The organism is Betaproteobacteria bacterium (assembly GCA_009377585.1).
GTDB lineage: Bacteria > Pseudomonadota > Gammaproteobacteria > Burkholderiales > WYBJ01 > WYBJ01.
On record WHTS01000109.1, the window covers coordinates 1 to 15776 of the forward strand.

A 15776-nucleotide genomic window follows, 5' to 3' on the forward strand; every position below is an offset into this window, starting at 1 on the left:
CCGTGTGGCTGCCGTACCGGTACTCCATGCCGCACCTCCGCTCATGCGGCTCATTTTCGCAGCTAAAGCTGACCGGCTAAAGCCGGTGGCTTAAACCTTGTGATCGATAGTTAATGCCCGCATGCCGGCCCTCCGAGCGTAGTAGTGACGCCGTACGGTCCCTTGCCGCTCCGCCGGACACCGCCCCTCCGAAAGCCTTCTCCGCCTGACCGAACCGGTCGCGTCATCGAGTTGTTGCGCAATCTGCTGCAACACGCTCACGCCGTTCGACGGCCGTAAACGCGGAGACCAACTTGAATGCACGTGCGGTAGAGCGTCCGCAACGTTCGCGGCGCCGTTTTGTGGCCGGGATGCTGGGACTTGCATCCATGCCATTTCTTTCCTCGCGCCGTAGGACTGCTGCCGGTTTCGCTCGGGGGGTTGTAGAAGCACAACTCGTCGCGCAGCTTGCGCATGCACAGCTCGTTCCGGCGGGCTACCCAGAGACGGTCGTGTGGGCGTACAACGGTACGGTTCCGGGGCCATTTCTAAGGCTGCGGCAGGGCGATCGCTTGCGCGTACGCGTAAAGAATGCCCTTGCAGAAAGTACCACTATCCATTGGCACGGCGTCCGCTTGCCGAACGCGATGGACGGCGTGCCGGTCATCACGCAGCCAGCGATCGAGCCGGGCGCCGAGTTTGTTTACGACTTCGCCGTGCCGGACGCCGGGACCTTTTTCTACCATCCGCATCAGAGAAGCTACGAACAGGTCGGGCGCGGGCTGGCAGGGACCTTGATCGTCGATGAGCTCGAGCCGCCCAAGGTCGACCGTGACATTGTATGGGTTCTCAGTGACTGGCGCCTGGATCCGGACGCCTCGATCCGCGGCGGTTTTGGCAGCTTCATGGATGTGAGCCACAACGGCCGCGTCGGCAATACGGTGACTATCAATGGGAGCGTACCGGGAGAATTTCGCGTGCGCGCCGGCGAGCGAATTCGCATGCGCCTTATCAATGCTGCTTCGGCCCGCATTTTTTCCCTTGCGTTCGAGGGGCATCGGCCTCAGGTAGTCGCGTTCGATGGCCAACCGGTGGATCCCCACGAGCCCGAAGGAGGTTCGATCGTCCTCGGGCCGGCAATGCGAGCAGATCTGATTCTAGACATGACCGCGCAGCCTGGGAGCCGACACAGGGTCCGCGATGACTTCTATCGCCAGCTTGCCTACGAGCTCATTCAGCTCGCCTACAGCGAGGAGCGGCCGTTGCGAAGCGCTCCGGAGGAACCGGTGCGGCTGCCATCGAATCCGCTCTCCGAGCCCTCGCTCCGCCGTCCGGAGCGCCACGATGTCATCTTCACCGGTGGGATGATGGGCGATATGCGGATCATGAGCCAAGGGAAAGCTTGGGCGGTAAATGGACGGTCGGTCGGTTGCGGCGACGGGTCGGCCGGGTTCGACCCGCTGTTCATCATGCGCCGCGGGCGAAGCTACGTACTCAATCTGGTCAACGATACAGCCTGGCATCATCCGATTCACCTGCACGGGCACGCATTCCGTGTGCTCACGCGAAACGGACAACCGACCCGGTATCGCGAGTGGCTCGACACAGTCATGCTCGCTCCGCGTGAGAATGCAGAGATCGCATTCGTCGCCGACAACCCCGGCGACTGGATGTTTCACTGTCATGTTCTCGAGCACCAGGCCGGCGGAATGATGGCGTGTATCCGGGTTATTTGAATGGAGACGCGAATGAAGCGACGCACATTCCTCGCAACTCTTGCTTCGTTGAGCGCGGCCAACCTCGCATACGGCGGAGATAATCGTGACGCGACGTTGTACAAGAATCCGCAATGCGGCTGCTGTCAGGATCACGCGGCTTATCTCCGCCGCCACGGATACCGGGTCACGGAGGTGGCAACCCATGACCTGGACGAGATCAAGCGCAAACACGGGGTACCCGAGCAACTGTACGGGTGTCACACGATCGTCGTGGGTGGATATGTGGTCGAGGGCCACGTATCGGCGCCGATCATCGACCGAATGCTCCGTGAGCGGCCGAAGATCCGCGGCGTATCTTTGCCGGGCATGCCGCAAGGATCTCCGGGGATGACGGGCAACAAAACTGAACCATTTCAGATCTACGAGATTGGCGATAACTGTATCGGCTCGTCCGCGAGTGTATGCCGTCGAATGAAAGGAGCATCATCATGCGCAAGAGCATTTTCGCAGTCGTCGTAGCCGGAGCGCTGGTCGGGGGCGTTGCGTTCGCCCAAGAGCGCAACGAAGCTCGGGATTCCATTGAAGCGAGACTCGACCGAATCGAAAAATCTCTTGCCCGACTGGAGGAAAGGGTCTCCTCACAGGGCAGCGGTGCAATGATGGGGGCCTGTCCCATGATGCAGGGCATGATGGGCATGATGGGTGGCAGCGCAGAACGGCGCGGCCGTTCGCCGAACGAGCAATGGCCGGAACCCCCAACGCGGTGATTCTTGTGCGGCGTGTCGTCCTCGTCTGCTACGTGGCGGTGCTATCCGCCTGCATCGAGGCGACTGCTCCCGGAGACGATCCGCGCGCCGACTCGCGCAATGCCGCTCACTTGGCGCTCGGCGAGAAGATCTATGCGCAGCACTGTGCCGCGTGTCACGGCGCGAAGCTGGAAGGTGAACCGGATTGGCGCAGACGGCTGCCGAACGGCAAGCTCCCCGCCCCGCCGCATGACGAATCAGGACATACGTGGCATCACCCGGACGAAGTGCTCTTCGCCATTACGAAGCACGGAATGGTATGGCCCAATGCACCGAAGGATTACAAGAGCGACATGCCGGCGTTCGGCGGAACGCTTTCCGACCAGGAGATCTGGGCGGTGCTCACCTTCATTAAGAGTCATTGGAAATCGAGCGATGTCCTGATGGCGCGGCAGGAGATGATGCGCAATGTGAGGCGAGAATGAAATCGAAGGCTCAACGGATTGCACTGCGGAAATCCTGCATGTGCTTCCCAGTGATCGGCCGCATCGGATGAGTACTGCAGCGAACGGCGCCGGCTGGCTCTGCGATGGAGCCGCTCGTCGCTTCATCGCGCTTCGTTATCTACCTTGGCTTGCCGGCCTCAGTCTGCTCTGGGAGATCGCACATCTGCCGCTGTACACGATTTGGAACGAGGCCAGCCCGGGTTACATGGCATTCGCGGTTGCGCACTGCACTGTCGGTGACCTCCTGATCGGCGCGGCCTCCCTCGCGCTGACGCTGACCGTCGGGCGGGAGGGGCCGCTGAGCAGCTGGCACTGGCGACGCATCGCTCTTGTCACCGCCATAGTGGGGATGTCGTATACCGCATTCAGCGAGTGGTTGAACGTTGCAGTCCTTCAAAGCTGGGCCTATTCCGAACGCATGCCGGTGATCGAGCTCGCCGGCGTACGCCTCGGTGCGTCACCACTTCTACAGTGGGCCGTGATTCCGCCCGTTGCGCTTTACATCGGCGTCAGGAAATGCTCGAGTCCGGCGAAGGACCAATAGGGTGAATGGGGCATGGCTACACGGCGGGTGGGGGCACCCTGACCAAGCCGTCCCCCGGCTATGTTAGCTTTGCACCCCGCAGCCTGGGCGCATTGGTCACCACCGAAACGGAACTGAGCGCCATGGCTGCACCGGCGAAGATCGGTGAGAGCAGGATGCCGAACGCCGGATAGAGAACACCTGCCGCGATCGGAATGCCGAGCGCGTTGTACCCAAAAGCGAACCACAGGTTTTGCCGGATATTGCGCATGGTCGCCCGCGAAAGCGCCGCGGCTCGCGCAATGCCGCGTAAATCGCCCTTCACCAGGGTCACTCCGGCGCTTTCCATTGCGACGTCAGTGCCGGTTCCCATGGCCATGCCGACATCGGCCTGCGCTAGCGCCGGTGCGTCATTATTGATCGTTCCGTATTGGACGACAGTCCAATACGGACGCGACGCTCCCCTCTCCCCCCGGGAGAGGGGTTGGGGGTGAGGGACGAGCGTGACATGAAATAGGGAACGCTCGATAATACCGTCGCCCGCCATGGCTACCTTGCGGCCGTCCGCCTGAAGCCGCTTTATATGCTTCGCCTTGTCCTCGGGCAGCACCTCGCCGATCGCCTCATCGATACCGAGCTGGCGTGCGACGGCGTCTGCCGTGCGTTGAGAGTCCCCGATCAGCATGACGATTCTCACGCCCGAATGCTTCAAGGCGGCGATGGCCTCCGGCGTGCTTTCCTTGATGGGGTCCGCAATCGCTGCGATCGCCGCCGCGCGATTGTCGACCGCCAGGAAGACGACGGTCTTCGCTTCGGCCCGCAACGTCTCCGCTCGTGCGTGCCAGGACTGGGTATTGATGCCCCGTTGCTGCAGAAAGGCACGGCTGCCGACCAGGACGTTACGGCCATCGACGCTCGCTTCGACGCCCAGTCCGTTGTGCACCTCGAAGCCCGAAGCGGGTCGCAGGGCTACATCACCCTCCTTGGCCGCTTGCACGATCGCGTGTCCGATCGGGTGCTCAGACGGCCGCTCCGCAGAAGCAAGCAGCATCAGGGCGTCCTCGCGTGCAATGCCTTCCACCTCTGACTCCGTCATCGCAGGACGGCCGAGGGTGAGGGTTCCCGTCTTGTCGACCACGACCGTATCGATCTCTCGCATGCGCTCGATCGCTTCCGCGTTGCGAAAGAGTATGCCTTGACGAGCGCCCTCACCCATGGCGACCGTCATCGAGATCGGGGTCGCGAGCCCTACGGCACACGGGCAGGCGATGATCAGCACTGCTACCGCATTGAGCAAGGCATAGGTGAGCGCGGGCTGCGGCCCGAAGATCCACCAGACCGCGGCGGTCACCAGCGCTATGACGATCACGACCTCGACGAATCGGGCTGCGATGAGATCGGCGAGCTTCTGGATCGGGGCGCGCGTTCGCTGCGCCTCACCCACCATGTGCACGATGCGCGCGAGCAGCGTGTCGGAGCCGACGCGTTCCGCGCGCATGATGATCGAGCCGGTTCCGTTCACGGTTGCACCGGTAACCCGGTCGCCTTCCGACTTGGCGACCGGCACAGGCTCGCCCGTGATCATCGATTCGTCCACCCGGCTCGTTCCCTCCAGCACAGCGCCGTCGACAGGGATTTTCTCTCCGGGTTTCCCGCGCAAGCGATCGCCGACCGCTACTTGCTCGAGCGGCACCTGCTCTTCACTGCCGTCGTCGTGCACGCGCCAGGCGAGATTGGGCGACAGGCGCAACAATTCACTGATCGCCTGGCTCGTTCGACCCATGGCCCGCAACTGCAGTAAATCGCCGAGAAGCACGAGCGTGACGATCACCGCGGCGGCCTCGAAGTAGGTGCCGACGGCGCCGTCATGAGCCTGGAACTCGTGGGGAAAGACACCGGGCACGAAGACCGCCGCCAGACTGAACAGGTAGGCGAGCGTCACGCCCAGCCCGATCAAGGTGTACATGTTGAGCGCGCGGTGCGTGATCGACAGCCAGAACTTGCGCAATATGGGCCAGCCGACCCACAGCACGACTGGCGTGCCGAGTGCGAATTCCACCCAGCCGCGTGCCCGCGGTCTCAATCCGAACAGTTCTGCGAAGCCGACCATCGGTGCCATGGCGAGGATGACCAGCGGTATCGACAAGGCCGTTCCAAGCCAGAATCGACGGGTCAGATCGCGCAGCTCGGAATCGTCCGCCTCACCCGTACCCGCAACGGGCACGAGCGCCATACCGCAGATGGGGCAGTCGCCCGGTGCGTCTCGCACGATCTCTGGATGCATGGGGCAGGTGTACTTGGCGCCCGGCGCGGCCGGTGCAAGTTCACGAGCTTTGTCCGGTGTCCTGAACTTCTCCAGATCGGCCTTGAACTTCTCCAGGCAGTGCGTACTGCAGAAGTAGTGTTTGACACCCTTGTACTCGTACGAACCTGCCGCTGAGTTCGGATCAACCTTCATACCGCAGACCGGATCGATCGCGACGGTCTCGTCAGATGGCGCGCCCGGACGCATATGAGGGGCGTGCGCATGGCGATCCGCGTGAGCGTGCATCCCAGTTCCACGAGCGTGCTGATGGACGGGCTTATTCATTTCGTCCTCGCAAATTTGATATTCTCCGCTTCACAATAGAGGGCCACGCGATCGGTTGGAGCACCGGACGATCATCCCGGTCACGTGCACGCCGGCCCTTAGGTGCGCGATTACCCAGACCACTTTGTACAGCTGCGATGGACGGACCCGGTAGCAGAAGAGAGCCGCCCGCCTGCCAGACTGTTCAGTGCGAAAGTTGAACCAATGAGCACTAGTTTGCCGGTTCGATCCTGGTGACGGTGTACGCGCCGCCGATCTTCTGCGCCTCGAATTTCACCGTGTCGCCCGGCTTGACCTGGTCGAGCATTGCCGCGTCCTGCACTTGGAACACCATGGTCATGGCGGGCATGTCCAGGTTCGCGAGCGGACCGTGGCGGATGGTGAGTTTCTTCGCGTCCTTGTCGACCTTGCGTATCTCACCGTCGGACAAGGCGGGAGCCGTCTGCGTCAACGCTGCGGCCGTCTTGCTACCTTGATGATGCGTGTCGGCGGCGAGCGCTGGCAATGTCAGGAGCGAACCTGCGAGGACGGCATAGATGAGAGTCTTCATTTGCTGCTTCCTTTCGTAACGATGATCTTTCCGACCATGCCGGCTTCAAAGTGCCCGGGAACCAGGCAACCGTAGAAGAACTCACCGGGCTTGGTGAATTGCCACACCATGTTCTCCGCCTTGCCGGCAACTACATGGGCCATGTACGGCTCGTCATGTTCCATACCGGGATGCTTCTTCATGACCTCCGCGTGCTCCTTCAGCTCCTGCATGGTGCCGAGCACCATCTCATGCATGACTTGCCCCGAATTCCTGACTCGAAAGCGAACCGTTTCGCTTTGCTTGATGGTGAGCTGCGCAGGCGAAAACCGCATCTTGTCGCTCATGTCCACGTCGATCGTGCGTGTGACCTTCCTGGGGTCGCCCTCGCGGCCGAACGCCTTTCCTTCGGTGGAAATCGCACGCGGTTTCTTTTCGTGCTTGGCTTCGCCGTGCGCAAGCACGTTCGCCGACATGCTAGCGAGTGCCGCCAGTAGAACGATGTCGCTCACTTTCATGCTTGCTCCTTGTCAATGGCCGGCATGGCCGGCCGGCGGTTTGCGGACCTTCAAAGACATCTTGCTTGCCGCAGCCGGTGCCGGGCGCTCGGCGACCGGCAACTGCCCGGTCCACTCGAATGCCACGGTACCGGCGGGATGCTGGTAGGGACCGGGATCCTTGTAGTCGTTGCGGGCTAGCCCATCGCGCACTTTCAACACGGTGAACATGCCGCCCATCTCTATGGCGCCGTACTGCCCCCGGCCGGTCATCATGGGCAGGGTGTTATCGGGCAGTGGCATCTCCATCTCGCCCATGTCCGCCATGCCGCGCTCGCCCATAACCATGTAATCGGGCACCAGTCGATTGATCTTCTCCACCACGCCGCGGTGGTCGACGCCGATCATGGTCGGTACGTCGTGGCCCATCGCGTTCATGGTGTGGTGCGACTTGTGGCAGTGCAGGGCCCAGTCGCCGGGCTCGTTGGCGATGAACTCGATCGCGCGCATCTGGCCGACGCCGATATCGGTCGTAACCTCCGGCCAGCGAGAAGACGGATGCGTCCACCCGCCGTCGGTGCCGGTCACCTCGAACTCGTGGCCGTGCAGATGAATCGGGTGATTGGTCATGGTGAGATTCCCGACGCGGATGCGGACGCGATCGTTACGGCGCACGACCAAGGGATCGATCCCGGGGAAGACACGCGTATTGAAGGCGAACAGGTTGAAGTCGAGCATGGTATTGACCCGAGGCGTGAAGCTGCCCGGTTCGATATCGAACGCGCCCAGCAGGAAGACGAAATCGCGATCCACCGGCATGAACTTCGGATTCTTCGGGTGCGTCACCCAAAAACCCATCATGCCCATCGCCATCTGCACCATCTCGTCGGCGTGCGGGTGGTACATGAAGGTGCCCGGACGTTTGGCCTCGAACTCGTACACGAAAGTCTTCCCGGGCCGAATGTGCGGCTGGGTCAATCCACCGACCCCGTCCATGCCGTTGGGCAGTCGCTGTCCGTGCCAATGAATCGTCGTGTGCTCGGGCAGCTTGTTGGTGACAAACAGGCGTACTTTGTCGCCCTCGACCACCTCGATCGTCGGGCCGGGCGACTGGCCGTTGTAGCCCCAGAGGTGCGCGTTCATGCCGGCGGCGATCTGGCGCACGACTGGTTCGGCCACGAGGTGAAATTCCTTCCAACCGCTGTTCATTCGCCACGGCAACGACCAGCCGTTCAGCGTCACGACGGGGCTATATGGGCGCCCGCTGCTCGGTTGCAGTGGGGGAGCCATGTCGGGGGTCGTCCGTATCGGCGCCTCCGGCAAGGATGCGGCGCCGACCCGCGATACGAGTGCAGCTCCGATGAGTCCAGCGGCCGATTGGCCGAAAAATCGTCTCCGAGTGTTCATGTGAATCCCTTTTAGTGACCGCCACTGGCGGCGGCCGGCGCTGCGGTTCTGGTCGTTCCGGTGCTCGCGCCCGGGGAGCGTCCGGTCAGCGCCATTTGAAAGTCCGATTCCGCGAGCCAGAAGTCCCGCAGGGCTTCGATATAAGCGTTCACCGCGGCGACCTGGTCACGCGAATCGGCCAGCAGCTCGAACACGCTTGCCAACATGCCGTTGTAGCGCAGCAGCATTTCTTCCGAGATTCGTTTGCGCAACGGAATGACCTCGTCGCGGTAATGCCGCGCCAGATCGAAATTGGTGCGGTAGCTTCCGTAGGCATCGCGCACCTCGGATCGCGCCTGAATGGCGACTTCCGCTGCACGAGAAACGGATTGCATGTAGAGCGCCTCGGCGCGTGCGGTGCGCGCGGTTCCGAAATCGAAGATCGGAATTCCGATCTCGATCTCCCAGCCCCGCTGGCGTGGCTGTCCGGTTTCGCTATTCCTGTGGAGCCCGAACTCGAGCAGGCTCACGAAGCGGCTGACCTTGGTGAGTCCGAGCGAGCGCGCGAGCGCTTCGGCATCGCGGCGCGCCGCTTCGACATCCAGCCGCTGGGCAAGCGCCTGCGTCTCGCTGTCGGGTCCGAGTTGTCGAGGCTCCTTGGGCAGATCGGGCAAGCGCTCCGGCAACTGAAAGCCGAGGTCTTCGCCCCAAAGGCCCATCAAGCGCGCCAGGCGCTCGCGCGCGCTCGCTTCGGCTTGCCGAGCCCGCGCAAGCTGGACCGTCGATTCGGCATAGAAAGCTTGCTCACGCGCCTGGTTGAGCTTCGGCCAGTTGCCTACTTCGGCCATGCGCCGCGCGAGCTCGGCACTCGCCTCGGCCGCTTGCTTCACCTGCTCCATATATCGAGAGGTTTCGCGGGCGGCCACCGCATTGAACCAGGCCCTGCGCGTTTCAAGCGCGACGCGCAATGCCTCGGAAGCTGCGCGGTTCTTGGCGGCCGCAAAGCGCGCCTCCTCCCCCCTGACCGAGAGCGGAATCGTGATCAAACCCAGAACGTCGAAGAAGACGCTGCGCTCGATCTCGGTCTCGCCGCCGCGGCGCAGCCGGGCAAACGAAAACGTCGGCCCGCGCCAGCGGCTCGCCTGCACCAGGTCGGCCTCGGCGATCCCGACATCGGCATAGCGTGCTTGCAAGCCAGGATTGTTCAGCAGCGCGATCTGCACCGCCTGCGGCGGACCGATAGGCTTTAGCAGGAGCTCCTTGAGCCTTGCCTGGACGGAATTGGCCGCATCTTCGGAACGGACCCATTGGGTTCGGGCACCGGTACGCTGCGTTACTGCCTGCTCCACATCGGAGAATCCGGCGTCCGGACTCAGGGTCGCACAGCCGGCCAGGAAGATTGCTGCGAGGACGATGAGGAGGTTCATCAGTGATGTCCCCCGTGTCCGCCGGACTTTGGCTTTTCTGCCGGCGACGAATCCTTGGCCTCCGGCTTCACCGCGGGATTACTCGCCCCGTCCGGTTTGGCCAAGTGTCCGGCATGACCCCCGATCGCCCTTACTTCCTCGTTCGACGCGCGCCAGTTGGTGACCGGCGAATCACGGTAGGGCCGGTAGTTCTCGAAGGCAGAACGGTACTCCAGGGCCGGAACGCGCGCCTGAGGATTCGTCGGATCGCGGCGTGCGGCCGGTGCTTGGGCAGACGCTGCGCTTGCGGCAAACACCGCAAGCGCCAGGAAAAATAGATTTTTCATGACTCTCTCGACGACAAAGCGCGCGCAGGGAATGCGCGGGATCGGCGCGCGCAGGGCGCACGCCGGCTTCAGCGGACGTCAGAGAGCGAGTGGAGGACGATCAAGTCCGACCAGCCGAATGCTGATCGGCTGCTCGTCCGGACCCAGGTCAAGAAGGGAAAAAACTTCGTTGAGAAGTTGAGGCTGCACCGGGCCGGTGATCGCAGCCGATGCGCAGCACGCCGAACAAGGGCCGCAATGCGATCCCGAAGAAGTGGGATCTTCGGAATCCGCTACAGAGTCGGATCCCGAAGCGGGATGCGCGTGCTGTTGGTGATCGTGGCTATCCGCCGTTGCCGCCCCGTGGCCCGCGGCGTCGTGACCGCCGGGGTCGCCGCCAGTATGCTCGAGCGCCCGACACTGCCCCACCGTGATCGCCAGCGCACCGTGAACAGGCACGGCCACGGCGATCATGAGCAACAGCAGGAATCGAGCAAGTGCGTTCATGGCGGGCGATATTACCGCAGATCGGCAGTTCGACCAACGAGCTGGTTCTCAGTTCAAAATGTTTGAATCGACACCCGTCTGGCGGGTCAGGGCCGCCAAGAAACTGCCGATGATCGGGGCTCTCGGGGTCAGACTGAGATAGGGATTCTTCATGGCGTTTTACTCCTTACTGGCTTCACAGGACCCAGCCTTCGCGCTCGGAACGCTTCGCGTCCATGGTTCCTCACTTGAGCATTGCACGCAGAGGACAGTTTTTGCGTCTCAGAGTGTCATGGCAGTCGGCGCAAACGTCGTGCGGAACGGGGCATGAAATCGACATGCACCGGGCGACGCAAGCCTCGTGCCGCGAGGAGAGTCAAATCGGATCACTTGAAACGCCGCGAGGAATTCACAGGGAGACCGACTTCCTCCAGCGCTTGACCGGCGCCGGCCACCGCATTACCATACCGCTGCCATGCGCGCTCACCGGAAGCTGACAGCAGCGATTTGCCAGGTCTTGATCGGCCTGCTGCTTTTCACGCAGGCCGCTTTTGCAACCCGTCCTTGCGTCGAAGCCGGCATGTCGGCAGCCGCGGCTGCAGAAGAGCATGGTTGCTGTGAAACGTCGGTTTCCGAATCGAACTTGTGCGTAAGCAAATGCACCGACGGTAATAAGGTGCCCGGGTACACGCCACTTCTGCTTCCGCCCGTCGCCGATCAGGCAGTGCGGATAGTGCGCGTACTGGATGACAGCCGCACGTACCGGATCCCCCTTGCGCTCGACAACGCCGCGCGCGACCCACCGAAGACCATACGTTGCTGTAGTTTTCTGATCTGATCCTCCGCATAGCGATGTGACGGCCCGGCCGCGCCTTGGCCGGCGGTTATCGTTATTCGGAGGATTCATGCGTTATCCATCGTTGGCTGTTGCGCGCCTGCTCATCAGCATCGCCGTTTTGCTGCCCCTTGGCAGTCATGCCGCGGAGCGCCCTCTCACACTTGCCGAAGCGCAGCGGATCGCAGTCGAGCGCTCTCGGCAGCTTTTCGCCCAAGACGCGTCGATCCGGTCATCCAGGGAAATGGCAGTGGCTGCCGGTCAACTGCCCGACCCGGTGCTGCGCCTCGGTATCGACAATCTGCCGGTAGAGGGCGCTGACCGCTTCACCCTCGGCCGCGATTTCATGACCATGCGCCGCATTAGCGTGATGCAGGAGTTCACGGGCTCGGAGAAGCGTCGGCTGCGTAGTGCTCGTTTCGAGCGTGAAGCCGATCGCGCCGTCGCGGAGAAGAACGCTGAGCTGGCCGCCGTGCAACGCGACACCGCAATCGCATGGCTGGATGTCCTTTACCTCGAACGCGTGCGCGCGCTTATCGCCGACGAGGCACAAGAGATCCGGCTCGAAATCGAAGCAGCCGAAAGCGCTTACCGCGCCGGCCGGAGCAGTAGTCAGGCCGATGTGCTTGCCGCGAACAGCTCGCGTGTCGTGATCGAAGATCGCCTGACGATTCTCGACCGGCGCATTCGTAACGCGCGCGTGATGCTGTCGCGCTGGGTTGGAGAGGAGGCGGGAAAACAGGCGCTCGCCGGCGAGCCGCCGTTGGACACAATACCCATCCATCTCCATGCCCTAGAGGAGCAGCTGCGGCGTCATCCCAGTATTGCAGTAATGAGCGAGGAAGTTGCCATGCTGCAGGCGCAGGCGGCGCTCGCGCAGGCGAACAAGCGAGCCGATTGGACTTGGGAGGTGATGTACCAGAAGCGCGGGTCGGATTTCTCCGACATGATCGGGGTCGGTGTTTCGATTCCTCTGCAATGGGACCAGAAGAACCGCCAGGACCGAGATCTTGCATCGAAGCTGGCGCTGGCCGAGAAGGCGCAGGCGCAGCGCGATGAGGCGCTGCGCGCCCATGTCGCCGAAGTTCAGACGATGGTGAACGAGTGGCAGAATGGGCGCGAGCGGCTACGTCGCTACGAACGTGAACTGCTGCCGCTCGCGCGCGACCGCACGCAGGCGCTGGTCTCCGCGTACCGCGGGGGCAAGGGCGAGCTGTCGGTGGTGGTGGCCGCCCGGCGCAACGAGCTCGAAGTGCGAACGCAGCTCTTGGAGATCGAGGCGGATACCGCGCGCACCTGGGCGCAGCTGCGCTATCTCTATCCCGACGAGTCCCTCGCATCGCCGCCCGTTTCAACGCCTACGGCGCCCCGCATCGACCTCGGGGTGGCGAAATGAGAGCGCGCTTCGCGATTGCAACAATCCTTGTCCTGAGCACGGTCGCCGCGGGTGGATACGGCCTCTATCGGCTTGGCATCAGCCGCGGCATGCAGATGACAGCAGCCACTTCAGCAACTGAAGACACAAGCGCGCCTAAAAAGGCAGGCGACATCGATCCGGCGACCGGAAAGCGGGTGCTCTATTGGCATGATCCGATGGTGCCGGGACAAAAGTTCGACAAGCCCGGCAAGTCGCCCTTCATGGACATGCAGCTCGTCCCTGTCTATGCGGGTGCGGAAGGGGACGAAGGCAAGGTCGCTATTAGTCCGCGCGTCCAGCAGAACCTGGGGGTTCGCATCGCCCAAGTAACCAGGGGAACTCTTGAGTCGCGAGTGGAAGCGGTGGGTAGCGTTGCCTATAACGAGCGCGACGTGGCCGCCGTGCAGGCGCGGGCGAACGGCTACGTCGAAAAGCTCTACGTCCGTGCGCCGCTTGATGCCGTCAAGAAAGGTCAGGCACTCGCCGAGTTGTACGTCCCTGAATGGGTAGCGGCGCAGGAGGAGTACCTGACGGTGAAGCGCATGGCGGCGACGAGCGCCGGAATCGCACCACTGCTGGACGGCGCGCGCGAGCGCATGCGCCTGGCCGGCATGACCGAGGATCATATCGGGCTGGTCGAATCGACCGGACGAGTCCATCCGCGCTTGACGGTGACCGCGCCGATCGAAGGCGTGATCACGGAACTCGGGGCGCGAGAGGGCATGACCGTCATGTCGGGCGCGCCGCTGTTTCGCATTAACGGCTTGAGCACCGTCTGGGTGAACGCCGAAGTAAGTGAAGCGCAGGCCGCGCTTGTGCGGCCCGGCGCGCCAGTCCAGGCACGCGCCCCGGCGTTGCCCGGCGAGTTCTTCAAGGGTCGTGTCAGCACGATCCTGCCTGAAGTGAGCGCGGCCACGCGCACCCTGCGGGCACGCGTCGAATTGAACAATCCGGGCAGACGGCTCATGCCCGGCATGTTTGCCACCGTGGATTTCACGTCGTCGGCACGCAAGGAGACGCTGCTCGTGCCGACCGAGGCCGTGATCCAGACCGGCACGCGCACCGTTGTGATTCTTGCGCAGGATGGCGGCGGATTCGCGCCCGTGGACGTCGAGCTGGGCCTCGAGGCCAACGGGCAGAGTGAAATCCGTAAAGGCCTGGAAGCCGGGCAGAAAGTGGTGATATCCGGCCAGTTCCTGCTCGACTCCGAAGCGAGCCTCAGGAGCAGTGCCACCCGCATGAGCCCGATGCCGGGCACGGATGCACCGGCGGGAACCGACGCCATCCACCGCGGTGAGGGCAAGGTCGAAGCCATCGGTAAAGACGAGATCACGCTCTCTCACGGTCCGATTCCCTCGTTGCAGTGGGGCCCCATGACCATGGGGTTCAAGCTGCCGGCGGAGAAAGCGCCCAAGGATCTGCGCGTGGGCGACAGCGTCACCTTTGAGATTCGTGCGATGCCCGACGGCATGTACGAGATCACTCGGATTTCGCCCATTGGCGGAACAGCCGAACCCGCCATGAAGAAGGACAGCACGACAGGCGCGAAGAGATGATCGCGAAGCTCATCCGCTGGTCGATCCTCAACCGATTCCTGGTGCTGCTCGTCACGGCGATGATTGCCGCATGGGGCGTCTGGGCCATGCTCCGGACGCCACTCGACGCGATCCCCGATCTGTCGGATGTGCAGGTGATCATCCGCACGACGTTCCCGGGCCAGGCGCCTCAGATCGTCGAGAACCAGGTCACCTACCCCCTTGCCACGACGATGCTCTCCGTGCCAGGGGCGCGTACCGTGCGCGGTTACTCGATGTTCGGCGATTCGTTCGTGTACGTCCTGTTCGAGGACGGCACCGATCCGTACTGGGCGCGCTCGCGCGTGCTCGAATACTTGAGTCAAGTGCAGGCATCGAGGCTGCCCGCGCAAGCGAGGACCGCGATCGGTCCGGATGCAACCGGCGTGGGCTGGGTCTATGAATACGCGCTGATTGATCGCAGTGGCAGGATGGACCTGTCGCAACTGCGCGCGCTGCAGGACTGGTTTCTAAAGTACGAGTTGAAGGCCGTGCCGAACGTCTCGGAGGTCGCGAGCGTCGGCGGCATGGTGCGCCAGTACCAGATCGTGCTGGATCCCGACCGCCTGCGGTCGTTCAACATCCCGCACATGAAAGTGGTGGAAGCGGTGCAGCGTGCCAACCAGGAGACCGGTGGATCGGTGCTCGAACTCGGCGAAGCGGAATACATGGTGCGAGCGTCCGGCTACCTGCAGTCGCTCGACGACTTCCGCAAGATCCCGCTGATGACGACCGAGGCCGGCGTTCCGGTCCGCCTGGGTGACGTGGCGCGCATTCAGGTAGGTCCCGAGATGCGACGCGGCATCGCCGAATTGAACGGGGAAGGCGAAGTCGCGGGCGGCATCGTGGTCATGCGCTATGGCAAGAATGCGCTGGAAACAATCGCTGCCGTAAAAGCCAAGCTCGAGCAGTTGAAGCCAAGCCTGCCTCCCGGTGTCGAAATCGTCCCCACCTACGACCGCTCGAGCTTGATCAAGCGCGCGGTGCGCAACCTCAGCGAAAAGCTGATCGAGGAATTCGTCGTCGTGGCGCTAGTGTGCCTCGTCTTCCTGTTTCATCTGCGCTCGGCATTCGTCGCCATCATCTCGCTCCCATTGGGGATCTTGATCGCCTTCGTCGTGATGAACTACCAGGGGGTCAACGCCAATATCATGTCACTCGGCGGCATCGCGATCGCTATCGGGGCGATGGTCGATGCCGCCGTGGTGATGATCGAGAACGCGCACAAGCACATCGAAGCGTGGCATGGCGCGCATCC

At 62.8% G+C, this 15776-nt stretch carries 16 protein-coding genes; 9 read left to right on the top strand and 7 right to left on the bottom strand.

What is annotated here, in order from left to right:
- Nucleotides 1-350: 350 nt before the first annotated feature.
- The 5 genes from GEV05_24500 to GEV05_24520 all read left to right on the top strand — a co-directional run bounded on the left by GEV05_24500 (nucleotide 351) and on the right by GEV05_24520 (nucleotide 3493).
- Entirely contained in the window at nucleotides 351-1715 is a 1365-nt protein-coding gene (locus GEV05_24500) for a multicopper oxidase domain-containing protein (GenBank protein MPZ46488.1), read from the top strand.
- A gap of 12 nt (nucleotides 1716-1727) precedes the next feature.
- Nucleotides 1728-2216 carry a hypothetical protein gene (locus GEV05_24505; protein MPZ46489.1) on the top strand — a complete coding sequence of 163 codons (489 nt, stop codon included), beginning with the start codon at nucleotides 1728-1730 and terminating at the stop codon, nucleotides 2214-2216.
- On the top strand, nucleotides 2186-2464 hold the full coding sequence (locus GEV05_24510; GenBank protein ID MPZ46490.1) for a hypothetical protein: 279 nt from the start codon (nucleotides 2186-2188) through the stop codon (nucleotides 2462-2464). Before GEV05_24505 ends, GEV05_24510 begins: the two co-directional genes overlap by 31 nt.
- Nucleotides 2440-2928 (top strand): c-type cytochrome, encoded by a 489-nt coding sequence (locus GEV05_24515; protein ID MPZ46491.1) that lies wholly within the window; start codon nucleotides 2440-2442, stop codon nucleotides 2926-2928. Before GEV05_24510 ends, GEV05_24515 begins: the two co-directional genes overlap by 25 nt.
- 67 nt (nucleotides 2929-2995) lie before the next feature.
- The gene (locus GEV05_24520; protein MPZ46492.1) at nucleotides 2996-3493 is read left to right on the top strand and encodes a hypothetical protein; all 498 of its coding nucleotides are present in this window, start codon (nucleotides 2996-2998) and stop codon (nucleotides 3491-3493) included.
- A 58-nt stretch (nucleotides 3494-3551) separates the two neighbouring features.
- Here the strand turns inward: GEV05_24520 and GEV05_24525 are convergent, their stop codons facing one another.
- The 7 genes from GEV05_24525 to GEV05_24555 all read right to left on the bottom strand — a co-directional run bounded on the left by GEV05_24525 (nucleotide 3552) and on the right by GEV05_24555 (nucleotide 10713).
- Nucleotides 3552-5984: a heavy metal translocating P-type ATPase gene (locus GEV05_24525; protein ID MPZ46493.1), complete on the bottom strand. Its 2433-nt coding sequence runs from the start codon at nucleotides 5982-5984 to the stop codon at nucleotides 3552-3554.
- A gap of 289 nt (nucleotides 5985-6273) precedes the next feature.
- Nucleotides 6274-6612, bottom strand: a complete 339-nt coding sequence (locus tag GEV05_24530; GenBank protein MPZ46494.1) for a hypothetical protein — start codon at nucleotides 6610-6612, stop codon at nucleotides 6274-6276.
- Complete coding sequence (locus tag GEV05_24535) at nucleotides 6609-7109, bottom strand: plastocyanin (GenBank protein ID MPZ46495.1); 501 nt, start codon at nucleotides 7107-7109, stop codon at nucleotides 6609-6611. The genes GEV05_24530 and GEV05_24535 overlap by 4 nt, the downstream gene beginning before the upstream one ends.
- A gap of 12 nt (nucleotides 7110-7121) precedes the next feature.
- Nucleotides 7122-8495, bottom strand: coding sequence for a multicopper oxidase domain-containing protein (locus GEV05_24540; GenBank protein MPZ46496.1), 1374 nt, complete (start codon nucleotides 8493-8495; stop codon nucleotides 7122-7124).
- 11 nt (nucleotides 8496-8506) lie between these two features.
- The gene (locus GEV05_24545; protein MPZ46497.1) at nucleotides 8507-9901 is read right to left on the bottom strand and encodes an RND transporter; all 1395 of its coding nucleotides are present in this window, start codon (nucleotides 9899-9901) and stop codon (nucleotides 8507-8509) included.
- Nucleotides 9901-10227 (bottom strand): hypothetical protein, encoded by a 327-nt coding sequence (locus tag GEV05_24550; GenBank protein MPZ46498.1) that lies wholly within the window; start codon nucleotides 10225-10227, stop codon nucleotides 9901-9903. Before GEV05_24550 ends, GEV05_24545 begins: the two co-directional genes overlap by 1 nt.
- A gap of 78 nt (nucleotides 10228-10305) precedes the next feature.
- Nucleotides 10306-10713, bottom strand: a complete 408-nt coding sequence (locus GEV05_24555) for a hypothetical protein (protein MPZ46499.1) — start codon at nucleotides 10711-10713, stop codon at nucleotides 10306-10308.
- 496 nt (nucleotides 10714-11209) lie between these two features.
- On the opposite strand from GEV05_24555, the gene GEV05_24560 reads away from it, so the two are divergent.
- The 4 genes from GEV05_24560 to GEV05_24575 form a co-directional block, all read left to right on the top strand.
- Entirely contained in the window at nucleotides 11210-11530 is a 321-nt protein-coding gene (locus tag GEV05_24560; protein MPZ46500.1) for a hypothetical protein, read from the top strand.
- A gap of 67 nt (nucleotides 11531-11597) precedes the next feature.
- Nucleotides 11598-12923 carry a heavy metal resistance protein CzcC gene (locus GEV05_24565; protein MPZ46501.1) on the top strand — a complete coding sequence of 442 codons (1326 nt, stop codon included), beginning with the start codon at nucleotides 11598-11600 and terminating at the stop codon, nucleotides 12921-12923.
- Entirely contained in the window at nucleotides 12920-14500 is a 1581-nt protein-coding gene (locus tag GEV05_24570; GenBank protein ID MPZ46502.1) for an efflux RND transporter periplasmic adaptor subunit, read from the top strand. Before GEV05_24565 ends, GEV05_24570 begins: the two co-directional genes overlap by 4 nt.
- The coding region (locus GEV05_24575; GenBank protein MPZ46503.1) for a CusA/CzcA family heavy metal efflux RND transporter at nucleotides 14497-15776 on the top strand (1280 nt) is incomplete at its 3' end. The genes GEV05_24570 and GEV05_24575, both read left to right, overlap by 4 nt.

Excerpts from the sequence above, each read along its gene's own strand:
- GEV05_24500 (MPZ46488.1), top strand. The coding sequence starts at position 351 with ATGCTGGGACTTGCATCCATGCCATTTCTTTCCTCGCGCCGTAGGACT.
- GEV05_24505 (MPZ46489.1), top strand. The coding sequence starts at position 1,728 with ATGAAGCGACGCACATTCCTCGCAACTCTTGCTTCGTTGAGCGCGGCC.
- GEV05_24510 (MPZ46490.1), top strand. The coding sequence starts at position 2,186 with ATGCGCAAGAGCATTTTCGCAGTCGTCGTAGCCGGAGCGCTGGTCGGG.
- GEV05_24515 (MPZ46491.1), top strand. The coding sequence starts at position 2,440 with ATGGCCGGAACCCCCAACGCGGTGATTCTTGTGCGGCGTGTCGTCCTC.
- GEV05_24520 (MPZ46492.1), top strand. The coding sequence starts at position 2,996 with ATGAGTACTGCAGCGAACGGCGCCGGCTGGCTCTGCGATGGAGCCGCT.
- GEV05_24525 (MPZ46493.1), bottom strand. The coding sequence starts at position 5,984 with ATGCGTCCGGGCGCGCCATCTGACGAGACCGTCGCGATCGATCCGGTC.
- GEV05_24530 (MPZ46494.1), bottom strand. The coding sequence starts at position 6,612 with ATGAAGACTCTCATCTATGCCGTCCTCGCAGGTTCGCTCCTGACATTG.
- GEV05_24535 (MPZ46495.1), bottom strand. The coding sequence starts at position 7,109 with ATGAAAGTGAGCGACATCGTTCTACTGGCGGCACTCGCTAGCATGTCG.
- GEV05_24540 (MPZ46496.1), bottom strand. The coding sequence starts at position 8,495 with ATGAACACTCGGAGACGATTTTTCGGCCAATCGGCCGCTGGACTCATC.
- GEV05_24545 (MPZ46497.1), bottom strand. The coding sequence starts at position 9,901 with ATGAACCTCCTCATCGTCCTCGCAGCAATCTTCCTGGCCGGCTGTGCG.
- GEV05_24550 (MPZ46498.1), bottom strand. The coding sequence starts at position 10,227 with ATGAAAAATCTATTTTTCCTGGCGCTTGCGGTGTTTGCCGCAAGCGCA.
- GEV05_24555 (MPZ46499.1), bottom strand. The coding sequence starts at position 10,713 with ATGAACGCACTTGCTCGATTCCTGCTGTTGCTCATGATCGCCGTGGCC.
- GEV05_24565 (MPZ46501.1), top strand. The coding sequence starts at position 11,598 with ATGCGTTATCCATCGTTGGCTGTTGCGCGCCTGCTCATCAGCATCGCC.
- GEV05_24570 (MPZ46502.1), top strand. The coding sequence starts at position 12,920 with ATGAGAGCGCGCTTCGCGATTGCAACAATCCTTGTCCTGAGCACGGTC.